This window comes from Virgifigura deserti (assembly GCA_003576685.1).
Classification (GTDB): Bacteria; Pseudomonadota; Alphaproteobacteria; order Dongiales; family Dongiaceae; genus Virgifigura; species Virgifigura deserti.
In genome coordinates, this window is the sequence record QOZR01000006.1 from 291,356 (window position 1) to 309,201 (window position 17,846).

19 protein-coding genes and 1 tRNA gene are annotated in these 17,846 nt (G+C 66.0%); 2 read left to right on the top strand and 18 right to left on the bottom strand.

From position 1 onward, the window contains the following. Positions 1-20: 20 nt before the first annotated feature. The 3 genes from folD to DT069_RS13000 are packed head-to-tail and all read right to left on the bottom strand — an operon-like array spanning position 21 to position 1,628. Positions 21-920, bottom strand: coding sequence for a bifunctional methylenetetrahydrofolate dehydrogenase/methenyltetrahydrofolate cyclohydrolase FolD (gene folD / locus DT069_RS12990; RefSeq protein ID WP_119460717.1), 900 nt, complete (start codon positions 918-920; stop codon positions 21-23). 40 nt (positions 921-960) lie between these two features. Next, entirely contained in the window at positions 961-1,335 is a 375-nt protein-coding gene (locus DT069_RS12995) for a DUF167 domain-containing protein (RefSeq protein WP_119460718.1), read from the bottom strand. An 11-nt stretch (positions 1,336-1,346) separates the two neighbouring features. After that, a complete protein-coding gene (locus tag DT069_RS13000; RefSeq protein WP_119460719.1) occupies positions 1,347-1,628 on the bottom strand; it encodes a YggT family protein in 282 nt (93 codons plus the stop codon). A gap of 125 nt (positions 1,629-1,753) precedes the next feature. Between DT069_RS13000 and DT069_RS13005 the strand changes: the two genes are divergently transcribed. Further along, positions 1,754-1,829 (top strand) — tRNA-Ala (locus DT069_RS13005). A 22-nt stretch (positions 1,830-1,851) separates the two neighbouring features. Here DT069_RS13005 and DT069_RS13010 read toward each other — a convergent pair. Both DT069_RS13010 and DT069_RS13015 read right to left on the bottom strand, forming a co-directional pair. Further along, positions 1,852-3,156 (bottom strand): hemolysin family protein, encoded by a 1,305-nt coding sequence (locus DT069_RS13010; RefSeq protein ID WP_119460720.1) that lies wholly within the window; start codon positions 3,154-3,156, stop codon positions 1,852-1,854. A 155-nt stretch (positions 3,157-3,311) separates the two neighbouring features. Beyond that, positions 3,312-3,563, bottom strand: coding sequence for a GlsB/YeaQ/YmgE family stress response membrane protein (locus DT069_RS13015; protein WP_119460721.1), 252 nt, complete (start codon positions 3,561-3,563; stop codon positions 3,312-3,314). Positions 3,564-3,691: 128 nt separating this feature from the next. Here DT069_RS13015 and DT069_RS13020 point away from each other — a divergent pair, with 128 nt between their 5' ends. Next, a complete protein-coding gene (locus DT069_RS13020) occupies positions 3,692-4,108 on the top strand; it encodes a hypothetical protein (protein WP_119460722.1) in 417 nt (138 codons plus the stop codon). 53 nt (positions 4,109-4,161) lie between these two features. Here DT069_RS13020 and DT069_RS13025 read toward each other — a convergent pair whose 3' ends face one another. From DT069_RS13025 to ccmE, 13 genes are all read right to left on the bottom strand, one after another. Continuing rightward, a complete protein-coding gene (locus DT069_RS13025) occupies positions 4,162-6,372 on the bottom strand; it encodes an amylo-alpha-1,6-glucosidase (protein ID WP_425450204.1) in 2,211 nt (736 codons plus the stop codon). 22 nt (positions 6,373-6,394) lie between these two features. Then, positions 6,395-7,441: a glycosyltransferase family 4 protein gene (locus tag DT069_RS13030; RefSeq protein WP_119460723.1), complete on the bottom strand. Its 1,047-nt coding sequence runs from the start codon at positions 7,439-7,441 to the stop codon at positions 6,395-6,397. A 189-nt stretch (positions 7,442-7,630) separates the two neighbouring features. Continuing rightward, positions 7,631-8,098 (bottom strand): hemerythrin domain-containing protein, encoded by a 468-nt coding sequence (locus DT069_RS13035; RefSeq protein ID WP_119460724.1) that lies wholly within the window; start codon positions 8,096-8,098, stop codon positions 7,631-7,633. A 127-nt stretch (positions 8,099-8,225) separates the two neighbouring features. Further along, a complete protein-coding gene (locus DT069_RS13040; RefSeq protein WP_119460725.1) occupies positions 8,226-9,002 on the bottom strand; it encodes an ABC transporter permease in 777 nt (258 codons plus the stop codon). Next, positions 9,002-9,691 (bottom strand): ABC transporter permease, encoded by a 690-nt coding sequence (locus DT069_RS13045; protein WP_119460726.1) that lies wholly within the window; start codon positions 9,689-9,691, stop codon positions 9,002-9,004. The genes DT069_RS13040 and DT069_RS13045 overlap by 1 nt, the downstream gene beginning before the upstream one ends. A gap of 253 nt (positions 9,692-9,944) precedes the next feature. After that, on the bottom strand, positions 9,945-10,730 hold the full coding sequence (locus DT069_RS13050) for an ABC transporter substrate-binding protein (RefSeq protein ID WP_425450205.1): 786 nt from the start codon (positions 10,728-10,730) through the stop codon (positions 9,945-9,947). A 95-nt stretch (positions 10,731-10,825) separates the two neighbouring features. Then, the gene (locus DT069_RS13055; RefSeq protein ID WP_119460728.1) at positions 10,826-11,599 is read right to left on the bottom strand and encodes an ABC transporter ATP-binding protein; all 774 of its coding nucleotides are present in this window, start codon (positions 11,597-11,599) and stop codon (positions 10,826-10,828) included. Positions 11,600-11,718: 119 nt separating this feature from the next. After that, a complete protein-coding gene (locus tag DT069_RS13060; protein WP_162913175.1) occupies positions 11,719-12,759 on the bottom strand; it encodes an aromatic ring-hydroxylating oxygenase subunit alpha in 1,041 nt (346 codons plus the stop codon). Between the two features lie 76 nt (positions 12,760-12,835). Beyond that, a complete protein-coding gene (ccmI, locus tag DT069_RS13065; RefSeq protein WP_119460730.1) occupies positions 12,836-14,233 on the bottom strand; it encodes a c-type cytochrome biogenesis protein CcmI in 1,398 nt (465 codons plus the stop codon). A 19-nt stretch (positions 14,234-14,252) separates the two neighbouring features. Further along, positions 14,253-14,732, bottom strand: a complete 480-nt coding sequence (locus DT069_RS13070; protein WP_119460731.1) for a cytochrome c-type biogenesis protein — start codon at positions 14,730-14,732, stop codon at positions 14,253-14,255. Then, on the bottom strand, positions 14,729-15,268 hold the full coding sequence (locus DT069_RS13075) for a DsbE family thiol:disulfide interchange protein (RefSeq protein ID WP_425450206.1): 540 nt from the start codon (positions 15,266-15,268) through the stop codon (positions 14,729-14,731). Before DT069_RS13075 ends, DT069_RS13070 begins: the two co-directional genes overlap by 4 nt. Positions 15,269-15,287: 19 nt before the next feature. Further along, positions 15,288-17,270, bottom strand: coding sequence for a heme lyase CcmF/NrfE family subunit (locus DT069_RS13080; RefSeq protein ID WP_119460733.1), 1,983 nt, complete (start codon positions 17,268-17,270; stop codon positions 15,288-15,290). Between the two features lie 24 nt (positions 17,271-17,294). Beyond that, positions 17,295-17,741 carry a cytochrome c maturation protein CcmE gene (gene ccmE / locus DT069_RS13085; RefSeq protein ID WP_119460734.1) on the bottom strand — a complete coding sequence of 149 codons (447 nt, stop codon included), beginning with the start codon at positions 17,739-17,741 and terminating at the stop codon, positions 17,295-17,297. Positions 17,742-17,846 lie beyond the last annotated feature (105 nt).

Genomic DNA, 17,846 nt, shown 5'->3' on the forward strand with positions numbered 1-17,846 from the left:
TTACCGCCGCCGGTCGCGCGTCATTGTGACAGTTCGATGCCGTGCTGGCGCGCCGCCGCCGTCAGCGTGTTCTGCAGCAGGCAGGCGATCGTCATCGGGCCGACGCCGCCTGGCACCGGCGTGATACCGGCGGCACGCTCCGCCGCCTCGTCGAAGGCGACGTCGCCGACCAGCCGTGCCTTGCCGTTCGCGCCCGGCACCCGGTTGATGCCGACGTCGATCACCGTGGCGCCGTCGCCGATCCAGTCGCCCCGAACCATCTCCGGCCGACCGACGGCGGCGACCAGGATATCGGCGCGCCGGCATTCTTCGGCCACGTCGCGCGTGCGCGAGTGCGCAATGGTGACGGTGCAGTTCTCGTTCAGCAGCAGCAGGCCCATCGGCTTGCCGACAATGTTGGAGCGGCCGAGCACCACCGCATGCTTGCCCGACAGGTCGCCCAGCCGGTCCTTCAGCAGCATCAGGCAGCCAAGCGGCGTGCAGGGCACCATGCCCAGGCCCCCGGTCGCCAGCCGCCCGGCATTGACGATATGGAACCCGTCCACGTCCTTCTCCGGATCGATTGCGTTGATCACGGCCTGCGGGTCGATCTGCTTCGGCAACGGCAGCTGCACCAGGATGCCATGCACCGCCGGGTCCTTGTTCAGTCGATGCACGAGCTCGAGCAGATCGTACTGGCTCGTCTCCTTCGACAGCCGATGCTCGAAGGAGTTCATCCCCGCTTCCTCGGTCTGCTTGCCCTTGTTGCGGACATAGACCTGGCTTGCCGGGTCCTCGCCGACCAGCACCACGGCGAGGCCGGGCGTCAGCGCGTGCTGCTGCTTGAGCCGGGCGACCTGCTGGGCGATGCGCTGGCGCAGGCTCTCCGCGAACCCTTTGCCGTCGATGATCTTGCTGTTGCTGCGTTTGCTTTCGGTCATGAGACGTCCCGATGTTTGACTTGGAAAATGAAGCTCGATCTCAGCGGCCGCCGCCGGCAGTCCAGTCCGCGAGCCAGCGCTCGAGCCGCTCGGCCAGCGCGCCGGGAGAGCCCGCGACATGCAGCAGCTTGCGCCTGTCCGCGGCTCCGGCGGCCACGGTAACGGCCGACTTCGCCACGCCCCATTCGCGGGCCAGCAGCTTGATCAGCGCCGCGTTCGCCTTGCCGTCCTCCGGCGCCGCGGTCACCGCGACCTTCAGCGCGACCCCGCCATCCGCCTCCGGTGCCAGCCCTTCGATCCGGTTCGCAGCCGCACGGGGCGCCACCTTGACCCGGATTCGGAGGCCGTCTGCGACGATCGCGACCGGGGCGGCGACATGCGGCTTCGCCCTGGATGAGTCATGCGGCTTCGCCACAGCCGAAGCGCTCAAAAGTAGAAATACTCGATCAGCAGGTTCTGGACGAAGACCAAAAGCAGGATCAGCACGACGGGCGACAAGTCGATCCCGCCCAGACTCGGCAGCACGCGACGGATCGGCCGCAGCGCCGGTTCCGTGATGCGATACAGGAAATCGCCGACGGTATAGACGAAGCGGTTGTTCGTATTGATGACGTTGAACGCAACTAGCCAGCTTAGGATCGCTGAGGCGATCAGCAGCCAAATATATATGTTGATGACGGAATTGATCAGTTGCACAAGGGCTTGCATTGCCGACCGTTCGGTTGCCTGCTGAGGAACAGCGGGGAAACTAGCCTTCCGGGGCGCCGCGCGCAAGCTTGCGGCGCTTGACAGCGAGCCGCTTAATTTCCATAGTCCGCCTCCCGAGACCGGTCGGGGCCGTAGCTCAGATGGGAGAGCGCCTCGTTCGCAATGAGGAGGTCAGGGGTTCGATTCCCCTCGGCTCCACCAATTCCTTGGTCGGCCGACTTCTTCAGGTCGCGCGCCGATCCGGATCCGGCGGCACGATCAGAACCTTGTCGATGCGCCGGCCGTCCATATCGACGACCTCGAAGCGCACGTCGCGCCAGGTGAAGGTGTCCGCCGGCTTGGGCACATGCCCCAAATGCGACAGAACGAAGCCGGCGAGGGTGTGAAAGTCCCGGTTTCCCTTCATTCCGCGGAGGCCGAGACGGTCGCCCAACTCGTCGATCGGCATCATCCCGTCGACGAGCCAAGAGCCGTCCTCGCGCGCCATGATGTCCAGCTCCTCATCCTCTCCGCGCTCCGGCAGGTCGCCCGCGACCGTCTCGAGAACGTCTGTCGCCGTCACGATTCCCTCGACGCTGCCATATTCATCGACCACGATTCCGATATGGCTGCCGGACTGCCTGAACAGTTCGATCAGGCGGATAATTGAGGTGCCGTCATGGACGATCATCGGCTTCTGCAGGCTCGCGGAGAGGTCGAGCGGCTGCCTAGCGAGCGCCCGATCGAGAATATCCTTCGTCTGCACGATTCCGATGATCTCGTCGAGCTCGCCGCGGCTCACCGGAAAGCGCGAGTGGCCGCTATCCAGAATCGTTCGCCGGATCTCGTCCGGATCGTCCTCGGCGTCGAGCCAGACCACGTCGGGGCGCGGCGTCATGATGGATCGCACGTTGCGGTCGGCGAGGCGCAGCACCCCCTCCAACATCTCCCGTTCGGCGGGATGGAAGACGCCGCTTCGCGTGCCCTCGGCGATCATCGACTTGACCTCCTCCTCGGTAACCGAGGCACGCTTGACCTGATGGAGGCCGAAGAGGCGCAGCACCAGCTCCGTCGAAACGCCCAGGAACCAGACGATCGGCGCTCCGATCCGCGCCAGAAGGCTCATCGGCCGGGCGACGAATACCGCGACACGTTCGGGATTGGCCATGGCAAGCCGCTTCGGCACCAGTTCACCGGCGATCAGCGACAGATAGGTGATGCCGGCGACGACGAGCGCGATCGACACCGCGTCGGCATAGCGCGTGAGAGCGGGAATCTGCCTCAGATAGTCCGCAAGATACGGTGCCAGGGTGGAGCCGCCGAAGGCGCCCGCGAAGATACCTACCAGGGTGATGCCGATTTGCACGGTGGACAGGAACTTGCTCGGGTCGTCATGCAGATTGAGGGCGGTGCGCGCCCCGCGATTGCCTGCTTCCGCCAACTGCTGAAGACGGACGCGGCGCGATGAAACCACAGCAAGTTCCGACATCGCGAAGAAGCCGTTCAGCAGAATCAGCAGGATGACGATCGAAAGTTCTAAGACGAACATCGCCGCTCGCGAAACGCTCCTCATACAGGCCCGGCGGGCCCTGATCAGTGAGCCCGGATCAGTGAGCCCAGGTCGGCAGCCCCCGCACCCGATAATGGCGAGCGGCCCCGCCTCCTACAAGGAAGAGCTCGGCCTCTAGCGTTGCGGTCGGACCGCTATGCTGCCCGGCGGCGAATGAACCGATAGGCGATCAGGATCAGGATGGCGCCGATGACCGCGCCGATGAAGCCAGCGGTTTCGCCCTCGCCATACCAGCCGACCGCCTGGCCGAGCCAAGTGGCAACGAAGGCGCCGGCGATGCCGAGCAGAATCGTGATGATGAAGCCTCCCGGATCTTTGCCCGGCATCAGAAACTTGGCGACGATTCCGGCCAAGAGCCCGATAATGATCGTCCAAATGATCCACATGGCGCGTCCCTTTCTTCACTGTCGCTGTCGGAAACGTCCGGTTCTATGGGTGCGGGGGTGTCAAAGGACCATTAATACCTTATTAAGACTTGTTTATAATCCTTAACCTTTGGTTGGGGAGATATTTCGTGCATCATCGAAATTCTACCGTCGTCCAATTTCCCGCCCGCCCGCCGGCCGCATCCCGAGCGGCGGCTCCGTCACGGACTGAGAGATCGGCCGCCGAGACATCGGACTCCGTCCGCAGTGCCGCCAAGGCGGGCGCCGCGGCGGCCGAGGCCGTCGTCGACATCCTCGGCGCCTATGCCGATCGCGATGCGATGAGAGACGATATGGCTGCGTCCAAAGCGGCCAATCTGAGCGTTCTCTGGGGCGCGGTGCTGGGCGTCGCCAAATGCCACGGGCAGATCCCGGCGCTCGCCGCTCTCGAACAGGTCCTCGAGAGGCTTCATGAGGATCCCCATCGTCTCATCACCGAGCCGCAGCGCGAGGCGGCCGAGGGCAGCGCCACGCGTGCCGTCCAGGCGCTGCTCAAGCGAGGCTAGCCGCCGGCATCGCATCGCGGCGGTCTCCCGAGAGCCTTCTTCCCAGGGGGCCTTCAGTGCGTGACCAGGACATCGACTTGGCCACGCCGCCCGGAAACATTGACGGCGACCTCACCGGGTTGGCGAAGGAAGGTAAAGTCGACCGATGCGTCTCCGACCGTCGTCTTCAGCACTTGAACCTGCGCCAGGAAGGGTGGCAGGACCGGCCGGTCGACGCGGACCTGTCCCGCCGGTATGTCGAACGAGATGCCGAGGCAGGCGGCCAGCAGGCCTGCCACCGTCGTGCTGGCCCAGGCCTGGGGCGCACAGGCCACCGGATACAGCACCGGCCCCTCGGCGCCGCGCCGGTTGAACCCGCAGAACAGCTCGGGAAGCCGATGCGAGTCCATGAAGATCGCAGCGTCGAATAACCCCGTCAGAATCTTCAACACTTCCTGCTTGAGCCCGTATCGCGCCAGCCCGAGGGCGATCAGCGCATTGTCATGCGGCCAGATCGAGCCGTTGTGATAGGACATCGGGTTGTAACGGCTTTCCGACGCGGCCACCGTTCGGATGCCCCAGCTGGAGAGGAAGTCGGGCGTCGTCAGCGTCGCCGCCACCCGCGCCGCCCGCTCCTCCGAGGCGATTCCGCAGAACAGCGCATGACCGGCATTGGAGGCGCGCACGCGGCAGGACTGCTTGTCGGCGTCGAGGGCGAGCGCATAGCTGCCCAGCTCGTCGCACCAGAACACGCTCTCGAAACGGTCCCGCAGGCGGTCGGCCTGCATTTTCCAGGTTTGCGACTGCACCGTCTTGCCCAGTGCCGCCGCGAGGGTTGCCGCGGCCCGCTTGGCCGCGAAGACATAGGCCTGCACCTCGCAGATGGCGATCGGCGCTTTCGCCAGCCGTCCGTCGGCATGGAAAACCGAGTCGAACGAATCCTTCCAGCCCTGGTTCGCCAGGCCGTTCGGCGTGCGTTTGGCGTACTCGACGAAGCCGTCGCCATCGAGATCGCCGTAATCGTCGATCCATCGCAGCGCCGCCTCGATCTGGGGCCAGACCCCGGCGATGAAATCCCGGTCGCCCGTCCGCTCGAAATAGGCGCCCGCCAGCATCACGAACAGCGGCGTCGAATCGACGCTGCCGTAATAGAGCCTGAACGGCACCTCCCCGAGCATTGCCATCTCGCCGCGGCGGGTCTCGTGAAGGATCTTCCCGGGCTCGGCGTCCTGATCCGGATTGACCTCGGTCGCCTGGGTGGCGGCCAGGAACGCCAGCACGCCCCGCGCGATCGACGGATCAAGCCAGAGATACTGCAGCGCGGTGATGATGCCGTCGCGTCCGAAGGGACAGCTGAACCAAGGGGTTCCGGCGAAGGGATAGGGCCCCTGCTCAGTGTCGCTGATCAGCATATAGAGATCGGCGGCCGATTGGTTCGTCCACTCGTTGAACAGCTCGTTCGAGCTGTAGATGTGGGCCGACATGGATCGGCGGGCGCGCCGCGCACGCCGCGCCTGTCGCCGGTAGAAGGAGAAATTTTGCTTCTTCGCGACGTCCGCAGTGCAGGAGGTGGTCACGAAGCAGGTGGTCGTCTCGCCCGGCGCGAGGGAGATGCGGAATGCCGCCGAAGTCGGCGATAGGTGGCTCGGCATCGGCTCGAACGTCAGGCGTGTCGAGCGAATGATGCCGTCCAGGCCGCGATAGGCGAGAACGGCCGAATCGCCGTCGATCTCCGTCCGCAGGCGCGTTCCCTTCTGACGGCGCCGCTGGCCGCGAACCTCGAAAATGTCGGCGAAATCGGCATCGAACAGGACCTGCAGCAGCAGGTCGACGGGCTTGGCGTCGTAGTTGCGCAGCTTGACGCGCTCGTAGCAGACGCCGTCCAGCAGGAACAGTGAGCGAAGCAGGTGGATCTGGTCCCGCCCCAGTTGGGATTGACCCGGCAGGCCGAAATCCGGGTTGGTCGCATCCACGGACAGGATCGTGTCGTCACGCCCGACATTCGAGCTCAACAGCAGCGGCCGTGCGCTGCTGATCAGCATCTCGTAATGCGACAGATGGCGCGTGTCCTGGTGGAAGAGGCCGGTCTCGCCGCTCTGCATCGACAGGATGTCGCCATGGGCGTTGAAGATGGCGAAGCTGTTCCCCTCCTTGAGGACGCGCGGCTGCGCCTCCAGCTGCGCTGCCTCCATCCGCATATAGGCGCTGACGTCGGCGTACTCTTGCGTCGTCAGATCCGCTCTGCGACGTGCGTCATCGGATTCCATGTCCTTGCCCGGCGTCATCCCCGCGCATCGGCCTCCTAGATCAGGCGATGCGCACCGGCGCCAGAGCAGGGTTCGCCAGGGATTCGTAGATCATCAGATAATCCTCCGCCATCCGCTCGACCGAGAAACGTGCCTCGAAGGTGCTGCGGACGGCCCGCCGGTCGAGCCGACCAACCTGCTCGAACGCCATCACCGCCTGGGCGCAATCCTCGACGACGAAGCCGGTTACCCCATCGTGGATGATCTCCGGAACGGAGCCACAGCGAAAGGCGATCACCGGCGTTCCACAGGCCATGGCTTCGATCATGGTGAGGCCGAAGGGCTCCGGCCAATCGATCGGGAAAAGAAGGGCATAGGCGCCGCCCAGGAAATCGCTCTTCTCGGTATCGCCGATCTCCCCGATGAACTCCACCAGCGGGTCGTCGAACAGGGGCTTCACGACCGTGTCGAAATAATCCTGGTCGGCCCGGTCCACCTTCGCCGCAACCTTCAACGGCACGCCCAGCGCGCGCGCGATCTTGACGGCCCGGTCGGGCCGCTTCTCAGGGGCGATGCGGCCGATGAAGGCAAGATATTTTCCGGGCTCCGGGTTGAAGCGGAACAGATCCTTCGGCAAGCCATGATAGACCGTGCTGCGCCAGTTCAGCCACAGAAGCGGCAGCCTCTGCCCGTTGGAGATCGACACGGCCGGCATGTCGCGGAACTCGTGATAGAACGGCACCAGATCGGGCAGGTCCAACCGCCCATGCAGCGTCGTGACGGCGGGCGTCTTATGGCGGCGGAACGCGGCGCAATGCAGAAACTCGATGTGGAAATGGACGATGTCGAAATCGTCGGCTTCCTGGAGAAGCTTTTCGATCATCAGCGCATGGTGCGGCACGGGGTCGATGCAGGGTGAAAGCCGCAGACCGTTGTCGCACATCGGCCGCAAGCGGGCCGAGCTGCGTGAATCGGCGCTGGCGAACAACGTGACCTCGTGGCCCTGCCGGACAAGCTCCTCGGTCAAATAGGAAACCACTCGTTCCGTTCCGCCGTAAAGCTTCGGTGGAACGCTTTCGAACAACGGCGCTACCTGTGCGATTCGCATACCTTGTGTACTCTCGAAAACGTCATCTGCGGGATGAGCGGCCGGATCTCAGCCTTGAATCGCACGGTTAACGGTTGTCGAGAGATAAGGTTCCAGCGTCCCCCGGGGCTTCCGAGGGAGGGGTCGGCGAAGCGGGAGGACGGGGCTGCGAAGAGGGCTTGATCGGGAAGATCGCCGTCGTCCTGGCGATCAGGACGCTTGGTTGACATGCTCCATGGCCGAGAGGCCGGCGGCCTTCTTGTCTTGCATCTGCTTGCCCATCTTTCGGGCGAGCGAGTCGTCGATCACCTCGCGGGCACGCTCGAAGAACTCCTCCTCCTCTTCCTCCATATGGTGCTCTACCACCTCGCGAAGGACGCCGAACTTCGCCGTCCATTCGTCATTGTCCTTGGGCATGACGTCGAGCTCTTCGAGGAGGGTGTCGACGATGTGATGCTCGTTCTTCGCTTCCAGTGCGTCGGCCCGGGTATCGTCTTCGGATTCCAGCCGCGAGTAGAACACCGCCTCCTCGACATGTTGGTGCATCATCAGCTCGTTCTTCAGGTCAGGGTACAGCTCGGCCCGCCGTTCGGCGGCCCTCTCGTCCGTTTCCGCCAGCTCCGCGATCATGCGCCGCGCCTTGTCGTGGTCCTGCTTGATGACTTCGTAGATATCCATTCCGAGGCTCCCTCGACGACAACAAGAGGGCGTCCACGGGATGTCATGGACGCCCTTTCGCACATCAGTGCAAGTCGATCCACTGGCACTAACAGCCCTTGGGGCCCGAAGTTCCCTGCTTTCCGGTCTAGCGCGGCGCCACCGTGGGGGCCACGACCGCCTTGGACCCGACGGCGGTCGCCGGGCGCTCGCGCAGATGGCCGCCGAGATGGAACTCGACCTTCCGGAACACCCACAGGATGCCGTAGGTGATCGTCAGATAGATGAGGCCGGCGGTGATATAGATTTCATAGACATGGAAGCTGCGCGCGACGATCACCCGGGCGACGCCGGTCAGGTCCATCAGCGTGATGATGCTGACCAGAGATGTCGCCTGAAACAGGAACACGACCTCGTTCCCATAGGCCGGCAAGGCTAGGCGGAAGGCCTTGGGCAGGATGATCCGGCGATAAAGCAAGCCGCCGGACATGCCGACCGCCCGGGCGGCCTCGATCTCGCCATGCGGCACCGCCTGGATGCCGCCGCGCAGAATCTCGGCGGTATAGGCGGCGGTGTTGAGAGTCAGCGTCAGGACAGCGCAGAAATAGGCCTCGCGGAAATAGGTCCACAGGCCGATATCCTCGAGGAAATCGGAAAACTGACCGCTGCCATAATAGATCAGGAAGATCTGCACCAGCAGCGGCGTGCCGCGGAAATAGAAGATATAGCCATAGACCGGCCAGCGCAGCAGCGGGTTCGAAGACACCCGGGCGAGCGCCAGGGGAACCGCGAAGCAGAGCCCGAGAAGGACGCTGATGATTGTGATCTCGATGGTCAGGAGCGCGCCGCCGAGGAGTTGGGGAAAGCTCTCCCAAACGATCTGGAAGGTCCGGTAGATGCCGCTCAACAGGCCGTCGGGTTCCATCAGGCCCTCCGCACGCCGCGATTGGCCCAGGTTTCGGCCCGCTGCTGAATCAGCATCGAGACGATGGTGATGCCAAGATAAAGCAGCGAGGCGGCGAAGAAGAAGGTGAAGGGAAGCCTGACCGCGCGGGCGGCGACATCGGCGTTGCGCATCAGCTCTGGCAGCTGAATCACCGAGATCAGGGCGGTCGCCTTGATCAGCACCATCCAGACATTGCCGAGTCCCGGCAGGGCGAAGCGCCAGACCTGCGGCAGGATGACGCGCCGGAAGGCCAGTGTCCGGCTCATGCCGATCGCCCGCGCCGCCTCGATCTGGCCGCTCGGAATCGCCAGGAAGGCACCGCGGAAGACCTCGGTCGTGAAGGCGCCGTAGATGAAGCCGAGCGTGATGAAGCCGGCGAGGAACGGATTGACGTCAATGATCACGTCATGGCCGAACCGCGCCGCGATGTTCTGGATCAGCGTCGGCGCCCCGTAATAGACGATCAGGATCAGAAGCAGTTCAGGGATGCCGCGAATGACCGTCGTATAGGTGCCGGCGAGCCCCTGGGCGATTTTCGATTTCGACAGCTTGCCCCAGGCGCCGATCAAGCCCAGAAGGAGGGCGACGGCCATGGAGCAGATGCCGACGAGGATAGTGATCTGGAGGCCGTCCCACAGCATCCATCCATATCCCCTGAGGTCCAGCATGCGGCCTCCTCAGCGTCCTGCCGCCGGCGCCTCAAGGGGCGCTTCAGTTTCTGGCATCGGAGCGATCACATTCGGTGTCGCCGGCGGTATCGCCGGCCGGTTGAAACGATAACGCCACCGCCGCGTGACCGGTCGGTGGCGCCGTCGATCGGCCTCAAGCCGTCGAATATTGCCGCCCCTCGCCACCCTCTCCCCGCCGGACGGGGAGAGGGTGAGAGAGACGGCCTCGACTCAAGCCGCAAGGGATCTCACCTCAGCTGGTCGGCTTGCCGTAGACGTCGAAGTCGAAATATTTCGACTGGATCTCCTCGTAGGTTCCATCCTCGCGAATCTGCTTGATCGCCGCGTTGAAGGCCTCGCGCAGCTCGTCCTCGCCCTTGCGAATGGCGATGCCGACGCCCTTGCCGTGCCATTTCGGCTCGGAGTAGTCCGGGCCGATGAATGCGAAGCCCTTGCCCATGTCGGTCTTCAGGAAGCCGTCGCTCAGCGCGACGCTGTCGGCCATCACCAGATCGAGGCGCCCGGCCACCAGGTCGGCGTTCGCCTCATCCTGAGTGGCATAGACGCGAATGTCCGCCTCGGGGAAATTGTCGCGCAGGAAGTTCTCATGGATGGTCGCGCGCTGCACGCCGATGCTCTTGCCCGCCAGGCCCTCCGGCGAGATGTCGAAGTCGGCGTCGTCCGCGGCCACGAACTTCGCCGGGGTGTTGTAGTACTTGTTCGTGAAGTCGACGACCTCCTCCCGCTCCGGCGTGATCGACATGGAGGCGACGATGGCGTCGTATTTCTTGGCCAGCAGGCCCGGAATGATGCCGTCCCAATCCTGGACCACGAACTCGCAATCGAAATTCGCCGCCTCGCATACCGCCTTGGCGATATCGACGTCGAAGCCGACGAGATTGCCCTCGCTGTCGATCGAGTTGAACGGCGGGTAGGCGCCCTCGGTACCGATCCGCACCTTCTGCATGTCTGCCGAGGCATTGCCGGCGAACAGCGCCAGCGCCGCCGCGGCGATCGTCATTGTTGCAAGTTTCTTCACAGCCCGTCTCCCTATCAAATCGTCCTCAAACGACCCGTTGCACTGACTTCAGAATAGCCCCGCGGCTGTCCACCGACGAGGATCGTGGCGGGGTGTCACAGATTGCTGGCCAAAAACTGGCGGCAGCGCTCCGATTTCGGGGTCCCGAAGACATGTGCTGGCGGTCCCCGCTCCTCGATCCGCCCGGCATGGAGGAAGATCACCTCCGACGCCACCTCGCGGGCGAACCCCATCTCATGGGTCACGATCAGCATCGTGCGCCCCTCCTCGGCCAGGCTCCGGATCACGCGCAGCACTTCGCCGACCAGCTCCGGATCGAGCGCCGAGGTCGGTTCGTCGAACAGCATGACGTCCGGCTCCATCGCCAGCGCGCGGGCGATCGCCGCCCGTTGCTGCTGCCCGCCGGAGAGATGCGCCGGATAATAGTCCAGCTTGTCGGCGATCCCGACCTTGTCGAGCAGCGCCTTGGCGCGATCGACGGCTTCCGCCTTGGGCACCTTCAGCACGTGGATCGGCGCCTCGATCACGTTCTCCAGCACGGTCATATGCGACCAGAGATTGAAGCTCTGGAACACCATGCCGAGGCGTGAGCGGATACGGTCGACCTGGCGTTGGTCCTCCGGCTGGGCATGACCGTTCCGGGTCGGGCGCATGCGGATCAGCTCGCCGCTGACATAGACTTTCCCCGAATCCGGTGTTTCCAGCAGATTGATACAGCGCAGAAGCGTGCTCTTGCCCGAGCCGCTGCTGCCGATCATCGCAATCACATCGCCGTCATTGGCCGACATCGAGACGCCCTTCAGCACCTCGAGATCGCCGAACCGCTTATGCAGATCCTCGACGAGGAGAGCGGGTGTTGGTTCACCCATGCAGCCTCTATTCTGCCTGAAAGCCTTGTTTTTCCCTGTTTGTGTCAGGGTAGTCGGCTTTGCGCGCCCTTGCCAAGGGAAAAAGCGGCCCAGGGAACGGTGGCCAAGGTTAACGAGTATCAGCCCGCTGCGGCCAGCGAGTCCCGCACCATCTCGTGAAAATAGCGGACGCCGTCCTCCTGGCGCGGGCTGAGTGGCCCCTGGTCGTAGAGGCCGGCCTCAAGATTGCCCTGGACGGTCTCGCAGATGCCGAAATCCTCCTCGACGACGCCGCAGTTTCGCGCGATCGTCTGCTCATGCGCCGTCATCGCCGCCGGCGACGTGTCGCGAAAGTAGAAGTTGTAGATCAGTCGCGTGCGCCGCCAGTCCAGCGGCAGAATCGACGAGGTGTTCATGCCGTCCGGAAAGACGGACAGGGTCGTGTTCGGATAGCGCCACAGCCAGACGCCGCCATAGAACGATCCGTCGCGCTGCGGCGCCTTCATGATCACCGTCCGGTTCCGCGCCTCCGCGGTGAAGCGCTTGAAGTCGATCACCGCGTTGAAGGCCGCGTGGATCGAGGGGATGTGATAGCCCTCGACGAAATTGTCGGTATAGGTCTTCCAGTTGCAGGCGATGTCGAAGGTCACCTCGCGCACGCCGGTGAAGTCCTCCATCGGGAAGGCCGCGGTTTCGGCGACGAGGTCGCCCAGCCCCTGCTCCAGTGGCGGCGGGTCCTGGTCGAGATTGACGAAGACGAGCCCGCGCCAAGTCCCGACATGGATCGGAAAGAGGCCGAAATCCGCCTTGTCGAAGCCCGCCGCCTCGCCGAAGTCCGGCGTCCGCCGCAGCCGGCCCTCGGTGTCATAGACCCAGCCATGATATTTGCAGCGCAGAATGTCGCAATGGCCGGCCCCGTCGTCGAGCAGCGGGCCGGCGCGATGGCGGCAGAGATTATGGAAGCCCCGCAAGTTTCCGTCGCGGTCGCGGATCACGAAAACCCGCCAGCCCGCGATCGCCGTCGCGATGTAGCTGCCCGGCTCGCGCAAGGCTCCGAGATGCCCGACCAGCTGCCACTCGCGCGCGAAGATGGCCCGCCGCTCCTTCTCGTACATCTCCGCGCCGTGATACCAGTGGGCCGGCAAGGTCATCGCCGGGCCGAAATTGCGCTGATGCTGCATCGAGACTCTCCTTCGCGAGATCGGAGCGGGAGCGAAGTCTAGCCACGGCGGCGGGTGCCCGGCAAGCCGGAGCGTCTCAGGAGCCGCCGGCGAGCGCCTCGATGCGCCGTTGCAGGTCGGCATGCTCAGCCGATCCTTCCGGCAGCTGCGCGAGAAGCGCGGTCCAGAGATCGCGGGCTTCCGTTGTGTCGCCGGCCTCCGCCGCCGCGAGGCCGCTGAAATAAAGGCCGAGCGGGTCCTTCGGGTCGAGGGCGCGGACGCGGTCGACGGTCTCGCCGAAAGCCTCCGGCAGCGGGGCGCCCTCAGGCCCCGCCGCGAGGATCGCGCCGGCATAGCCGAGCAGCAAGTCGACCCGATTGGGGGCGAGCGCGGTGGCCCGCTGCCAGGCGTCGCGCGCCGCCTCGGCCTCTTCCAGCACCTCATAGGACCGGGCCAGCCGGACCCAGCCGTCGAGATCATCGGGCGAGTCCTGAAGGCGCGCGGCCAGCCGCTCGACCATGCCGCGGATGAAGGCCGCCCGATCCTCCGGCGACATCGCCTCGGCCGTCTGCATGTCTTCGGCCGACGGGGCCGGCATTTCGGGCGGGGCCGCTTCGGCGACGCGCCCGGGGAGCTCCGCCGGATCGCGGCCGAGCTGACGCGCCACCTGATCGATCTGCGCGCCGATCACTGCCCGCGCGGGAGAATCGGCCGGCGTGTCCGCTTCGAGCGCGACCCACATCGCCAGCGCCTCGTCGAGCCGGCCGGCCTGGGCGCGGGCGAGCGCGAGATAGAAGCGGGCGCGCGGCTCGGCGGGGTCGGCGGCGAGCGCCGCCTCGAACGCACGCACCGCCGGCTCCGTCACTTGGCCGTCCTGTGCCGCCGTCAGTGCCTCGCCATAGGCCGACTGCACCTCCGCGCCGTCCGCGCCGCGGGCAATCGCCTCCTCATAAGCGGCTGCGGCCTCACGATAGCGGCCGAGCGTCCCGTAGGAGCGGCCGAGCAGGAGCCAGCCTTCCAGGTTCGACGGGTCCTCGGCCATGCGCTGCGCCAGGCGCTCGACGAGCGCTCCCATGTTCGCTTCGGTTGCCTCGCCCGGTGCTTGAGTCATGCGGACGGGATCGGCCGTGCCAGGCAGGTGCGCCAGATTCGGGGCGCCCAACTGCAGATAAAGCCCAAGCGCCAGAAGTGGCAGGGCAACGGCCAGGGCCGCCGCCGCTCCCCGATGCCGGCGCGGCGGCGTCGTTGCCGGCGTGGATTCGGCGGGAGCGGCGGCCAGAATTCGGCGTTCCACCTCGAGCCGCGCGGCGGCGGCCTCTTCGGGCGACAGCAGGCCGGATCCGACATCGCGCTCGATCTCAGCGAGCTGATCGCGATAGATCGCGAGGTCGGGTGCGGCAGGCCGTTCTTCCGCTCTGCCGCCGCGCAGCAGCGGCCGCAGCAGCAGACCCATTGCCGCCGCCGTCATGCCGCCGATGATGATCCAGAACAGCATCTCGTCCCTCAGACGATGGTTACCGGTCGTCGAGCAGCGTCGCGAGACGCTGCCGCTCCTCGGCCGTCAGGGGCGGTGGTGCGGCGCTTCGTGCGCGGCGGCGGTGGAAGAACAGGCCGATGCCGCCGGCCGCCACGAGCAGGATCGCCGCCGGGCCGAACCACAGGACATAGGTCGAGGGCTTGACCGGCGGCTCGAGCAGCACATAGTCGCCATAGCGCGCGACCAGGAACTGCTTGATTTCCGCGTCGCTGTCGCCGGCCACCAGCCGCTCGCGCACGATCAGCCGCAGGTCGCGGGCGAGATCGGCGTCGGAATCGTCGATCGACTGGTTCTGGCAGACCAGGCAGCGGATGTCCTGGCTGATCGTCCGGGCGCGCGCCTCCAGCGTCGGGTCGTCAAGGATCTCGTCCGGTTGCACCGCCCCGGCGGTCGAGGCGGCGAGACCGAGCAGCAGCGCGAGCAGGACTCCGGATAGCAGACCTGGCCCGCGTCTCATGATCGCAGCTCCGCGATCAGCGGCAGGACAGTCTCCTCGATCACGGCCGGGGTGAGCGGCCCGACATGGCGGTAGCGAATCCGGCCCGCGCGGTCGATCACATAGGTTTCCGGCACGCCATAGACGCCGAAATCGATCGCCGTGCGGCCGCTCAGATCGACGCCGATCCGCTGGAACGGGTCGCCCAGCTCCGCCAGCCAGGCGCGCGAATCGTCCGGCTGGTCCTTATAGGCGATGCCATAGAGCGGCACGCCCTCCTCGCGGGCGAGGCGCAGCAGGATCGGATGCTCCGCCCGGCAGGGCACGCACCAGGAGGCGAAGAAATTGACCAGGGAAACCTGCCCCTGCAGATCGTCGGTCGATAGCCCTTGACCGTCATCGAACAGGCCCGGCAAGACGAAGTCCGGCGCCGGCTTGTCGATCATCACCGACGGCACAAGGGTCGGATCGCGCTCGGGGCTGAGGCCGACCACCAGATAAAGCGCGACGATGGCGAACAGCGCCACCGGCAGGAGGAAAAGCAATCGCCTGCGCACGGTCTTCCGCCTATTCCTCTCAAGCCCCGGCGCCGGCCGCGGCTATCTGCCGCCTGCGGGCCGGCACGCCGACGCGCAGCCGCCGATCGCTCAGCGAGGTGAGGCCGCCCGCCACCATGACCAGCAGCCCGCCCCAGATCCACGGCACCAGGGGCTCGTGAAAAATCCGGACGGTCCAGCCGCCGGCGCCGTCCGGATCGCCGATGACCGCATAGAGGTCGGCGATCCCGGTGGTGTGGATTGCCGCCTCTGTGGTGGGCATGCGTTGCACCGGGTAGAACCGCTTCTCCGGATGCAGCATGGCGACGACCCGGTCGCCGTCGGTCACGGTGAAGCTGGCACGGTCGGCGAAGTAGTTGGGGCCCTGCACCCGCTCGACGCCCTCCAGGCGATAGTCGTAGCCGGCGACGGCGACCGTCTCGCCGGGTCGCATGATCCGCACCTCCTCCTGCTTCCAGGCGGACGCGCCGGTCATGCCGATGATCGCGATGGCGAGGCCGGCGTGGGCGAGCGTCATGCCATAGGCGGCGCGCGGCAGCTGCCGGGCGCGCCGCCCGCTCTCGGCCAGCGGCGCGCGGAACAGCTTCACGCGCTCGGCCAGCTCGACCAGCGTGCCGACGAGCAGCCAAGCCGCCACCGCCATGCCGAGCACGGCCAGGGCCGGCCCGTCGCTCCGCAGGCGCCAGGTGACGAGCGCGACGGCGGCGGCGCCTATGAAGGCGAAGGACAGCCGGCCGAGCGCGCCGGCCAGATCGCCCCGCTTCCAGGCGAGCATCGGACCGATTGCCATGACCAGGATCAGCGGAATCATCAGCGGCACGAAGGTTGCGTTGTAGAAGGGCGGCCCGACCGACACCGCGCCGGCTCCGAAAGCGTCGAGGAACAGCGGATAGAGGGTGCCGAGGAACACCGTCGCCGTCGCCGTCGACAGCAGCAGGTTGTTGAGCACCAGCCCGCCCTCGCGGCTGATCGGGGCGAACAGCCCGCCGCCCTGCAGCGCCGGCGCGCGCAAGGCGAACAGCACGAGCGCGCCGCCGATCGCGATCACCAGGAAGGCCAGGATGAAGAGGCCGCGTTCCGGATCGCTGGCGAAGGCGTGGACGGAGGTGATGACGCCCGACCGCACCAGAAAGGTGCCGAGCAGGCTCATCGCGAAGGTCACGATGGCGAGCAGGATGGTCCAGCTCTTCAGTGCGCCCCGCTTCTCGACCACGATCGCCGAATGCAGCAGCGCCGTGCCGAGCAGCCAGGGCATGAAAGACGCGTTTTCGACCGGATCCCAGTACCACCAGCCGCCCCAGCCGAGCTCGTAATAGGCCCACCAGCTCCCGAGGCCGATGCCGGCGGTGAGGAAGACCCAGGCGGCCAGCGTCCAGGGCCGGACCCAGCGCGCCCAGGCCGCGTCGACCCGGCCCTCGATCAGGGCGGCGACGGCGAAGGAGAAGGACATCGAGAAGCCGACATAGCCCAGATAGAGCATCGGCGGGTGAAAGGCGAGGCCGGGGTCCTGCAGCAGCGGGTTCAGGCTGTTGCCGTCGGCCGGCGCCGGGATCAGCCGCGCGAACGGGTTCGAGGTCAGCAGCATGAAGGACAGGAAGCCGACGCCGATCATCGCCTGAACGGCCAGAACCCGGGCGCGCAAGGTGGCCGGCAGATTGTCGCCGAACCAGGAGACGGCGGCACCGAACAGCGCCAGGATCAGCGCCCACAACAGCAGCGACCCCTCGTGATTGCCCCAGACGCCGGTCACCTTGTAGAGCAGCGGCTTCGCCGAATGGGAGTTGGCGGCGACGTTGAGGACAGAGAAGTCGGAGGTGACATAGGCGTAGGTCAGGGCGGCGAAGGCGATGGCGACGAACAGAAGCTGGCCCTGTGCCGCCGGCTGTGCCACCGCCATCCAGGCGGCGTTGTTCCGCGCCGCGCCGATCAGCGGCAGGCTCGCCTGCACCAGGGCCGTGCACAGCGCCAACACCAGGGCGAAATGGCCGATCTCGACGATCATGACCCGACACTCATGGCCCAACACTCATGGCAGGGTCGCGCCTTTCCATTGTCCCGATTCTTTCAGGGCATCCGCCACCTCGGGCGGCATGTAGGTCTCGTCATGCTTGGCAAGCACCTCGCTCGCCTCGAAGGTGCCGTCCGCCCGCAGGATCCCTTCTGCGACCACGCCCTGACCCTCGCGGAAGAGGTCGGGCAGGATGCCGGAATAGGTCACCGGCACGGAGTTGCGGAGATCGGTCACCCGGAACTCGACGGTAACACCGTCGCTGCCGCGGATCACGCTGCCCTCCTCGACCAGACCGCCCAGACGGACCCGGCGCTCCAGCGCCAGTTCCTTCGCCTGCAGCTCGGTCGGGCTGTAGAAGAAGACCAGCGAGTCCTCGAACGCGGTCAGCACCAGCGCCGCGGCGGCGGCCAGCATCAGCATGCCCACTCCGACCATATAGAGACGACGCCGCTTGCGAGTCATGCGCGCGCTCCGCGTCCGGCCGAGGCGGCCGCCCGAGCCGGCGCGGCCGACGGGCCGGCTTTGCGCTGGAGGCGCGCCAGCGCCGCCTCGCGCCGTCGCAAGGCG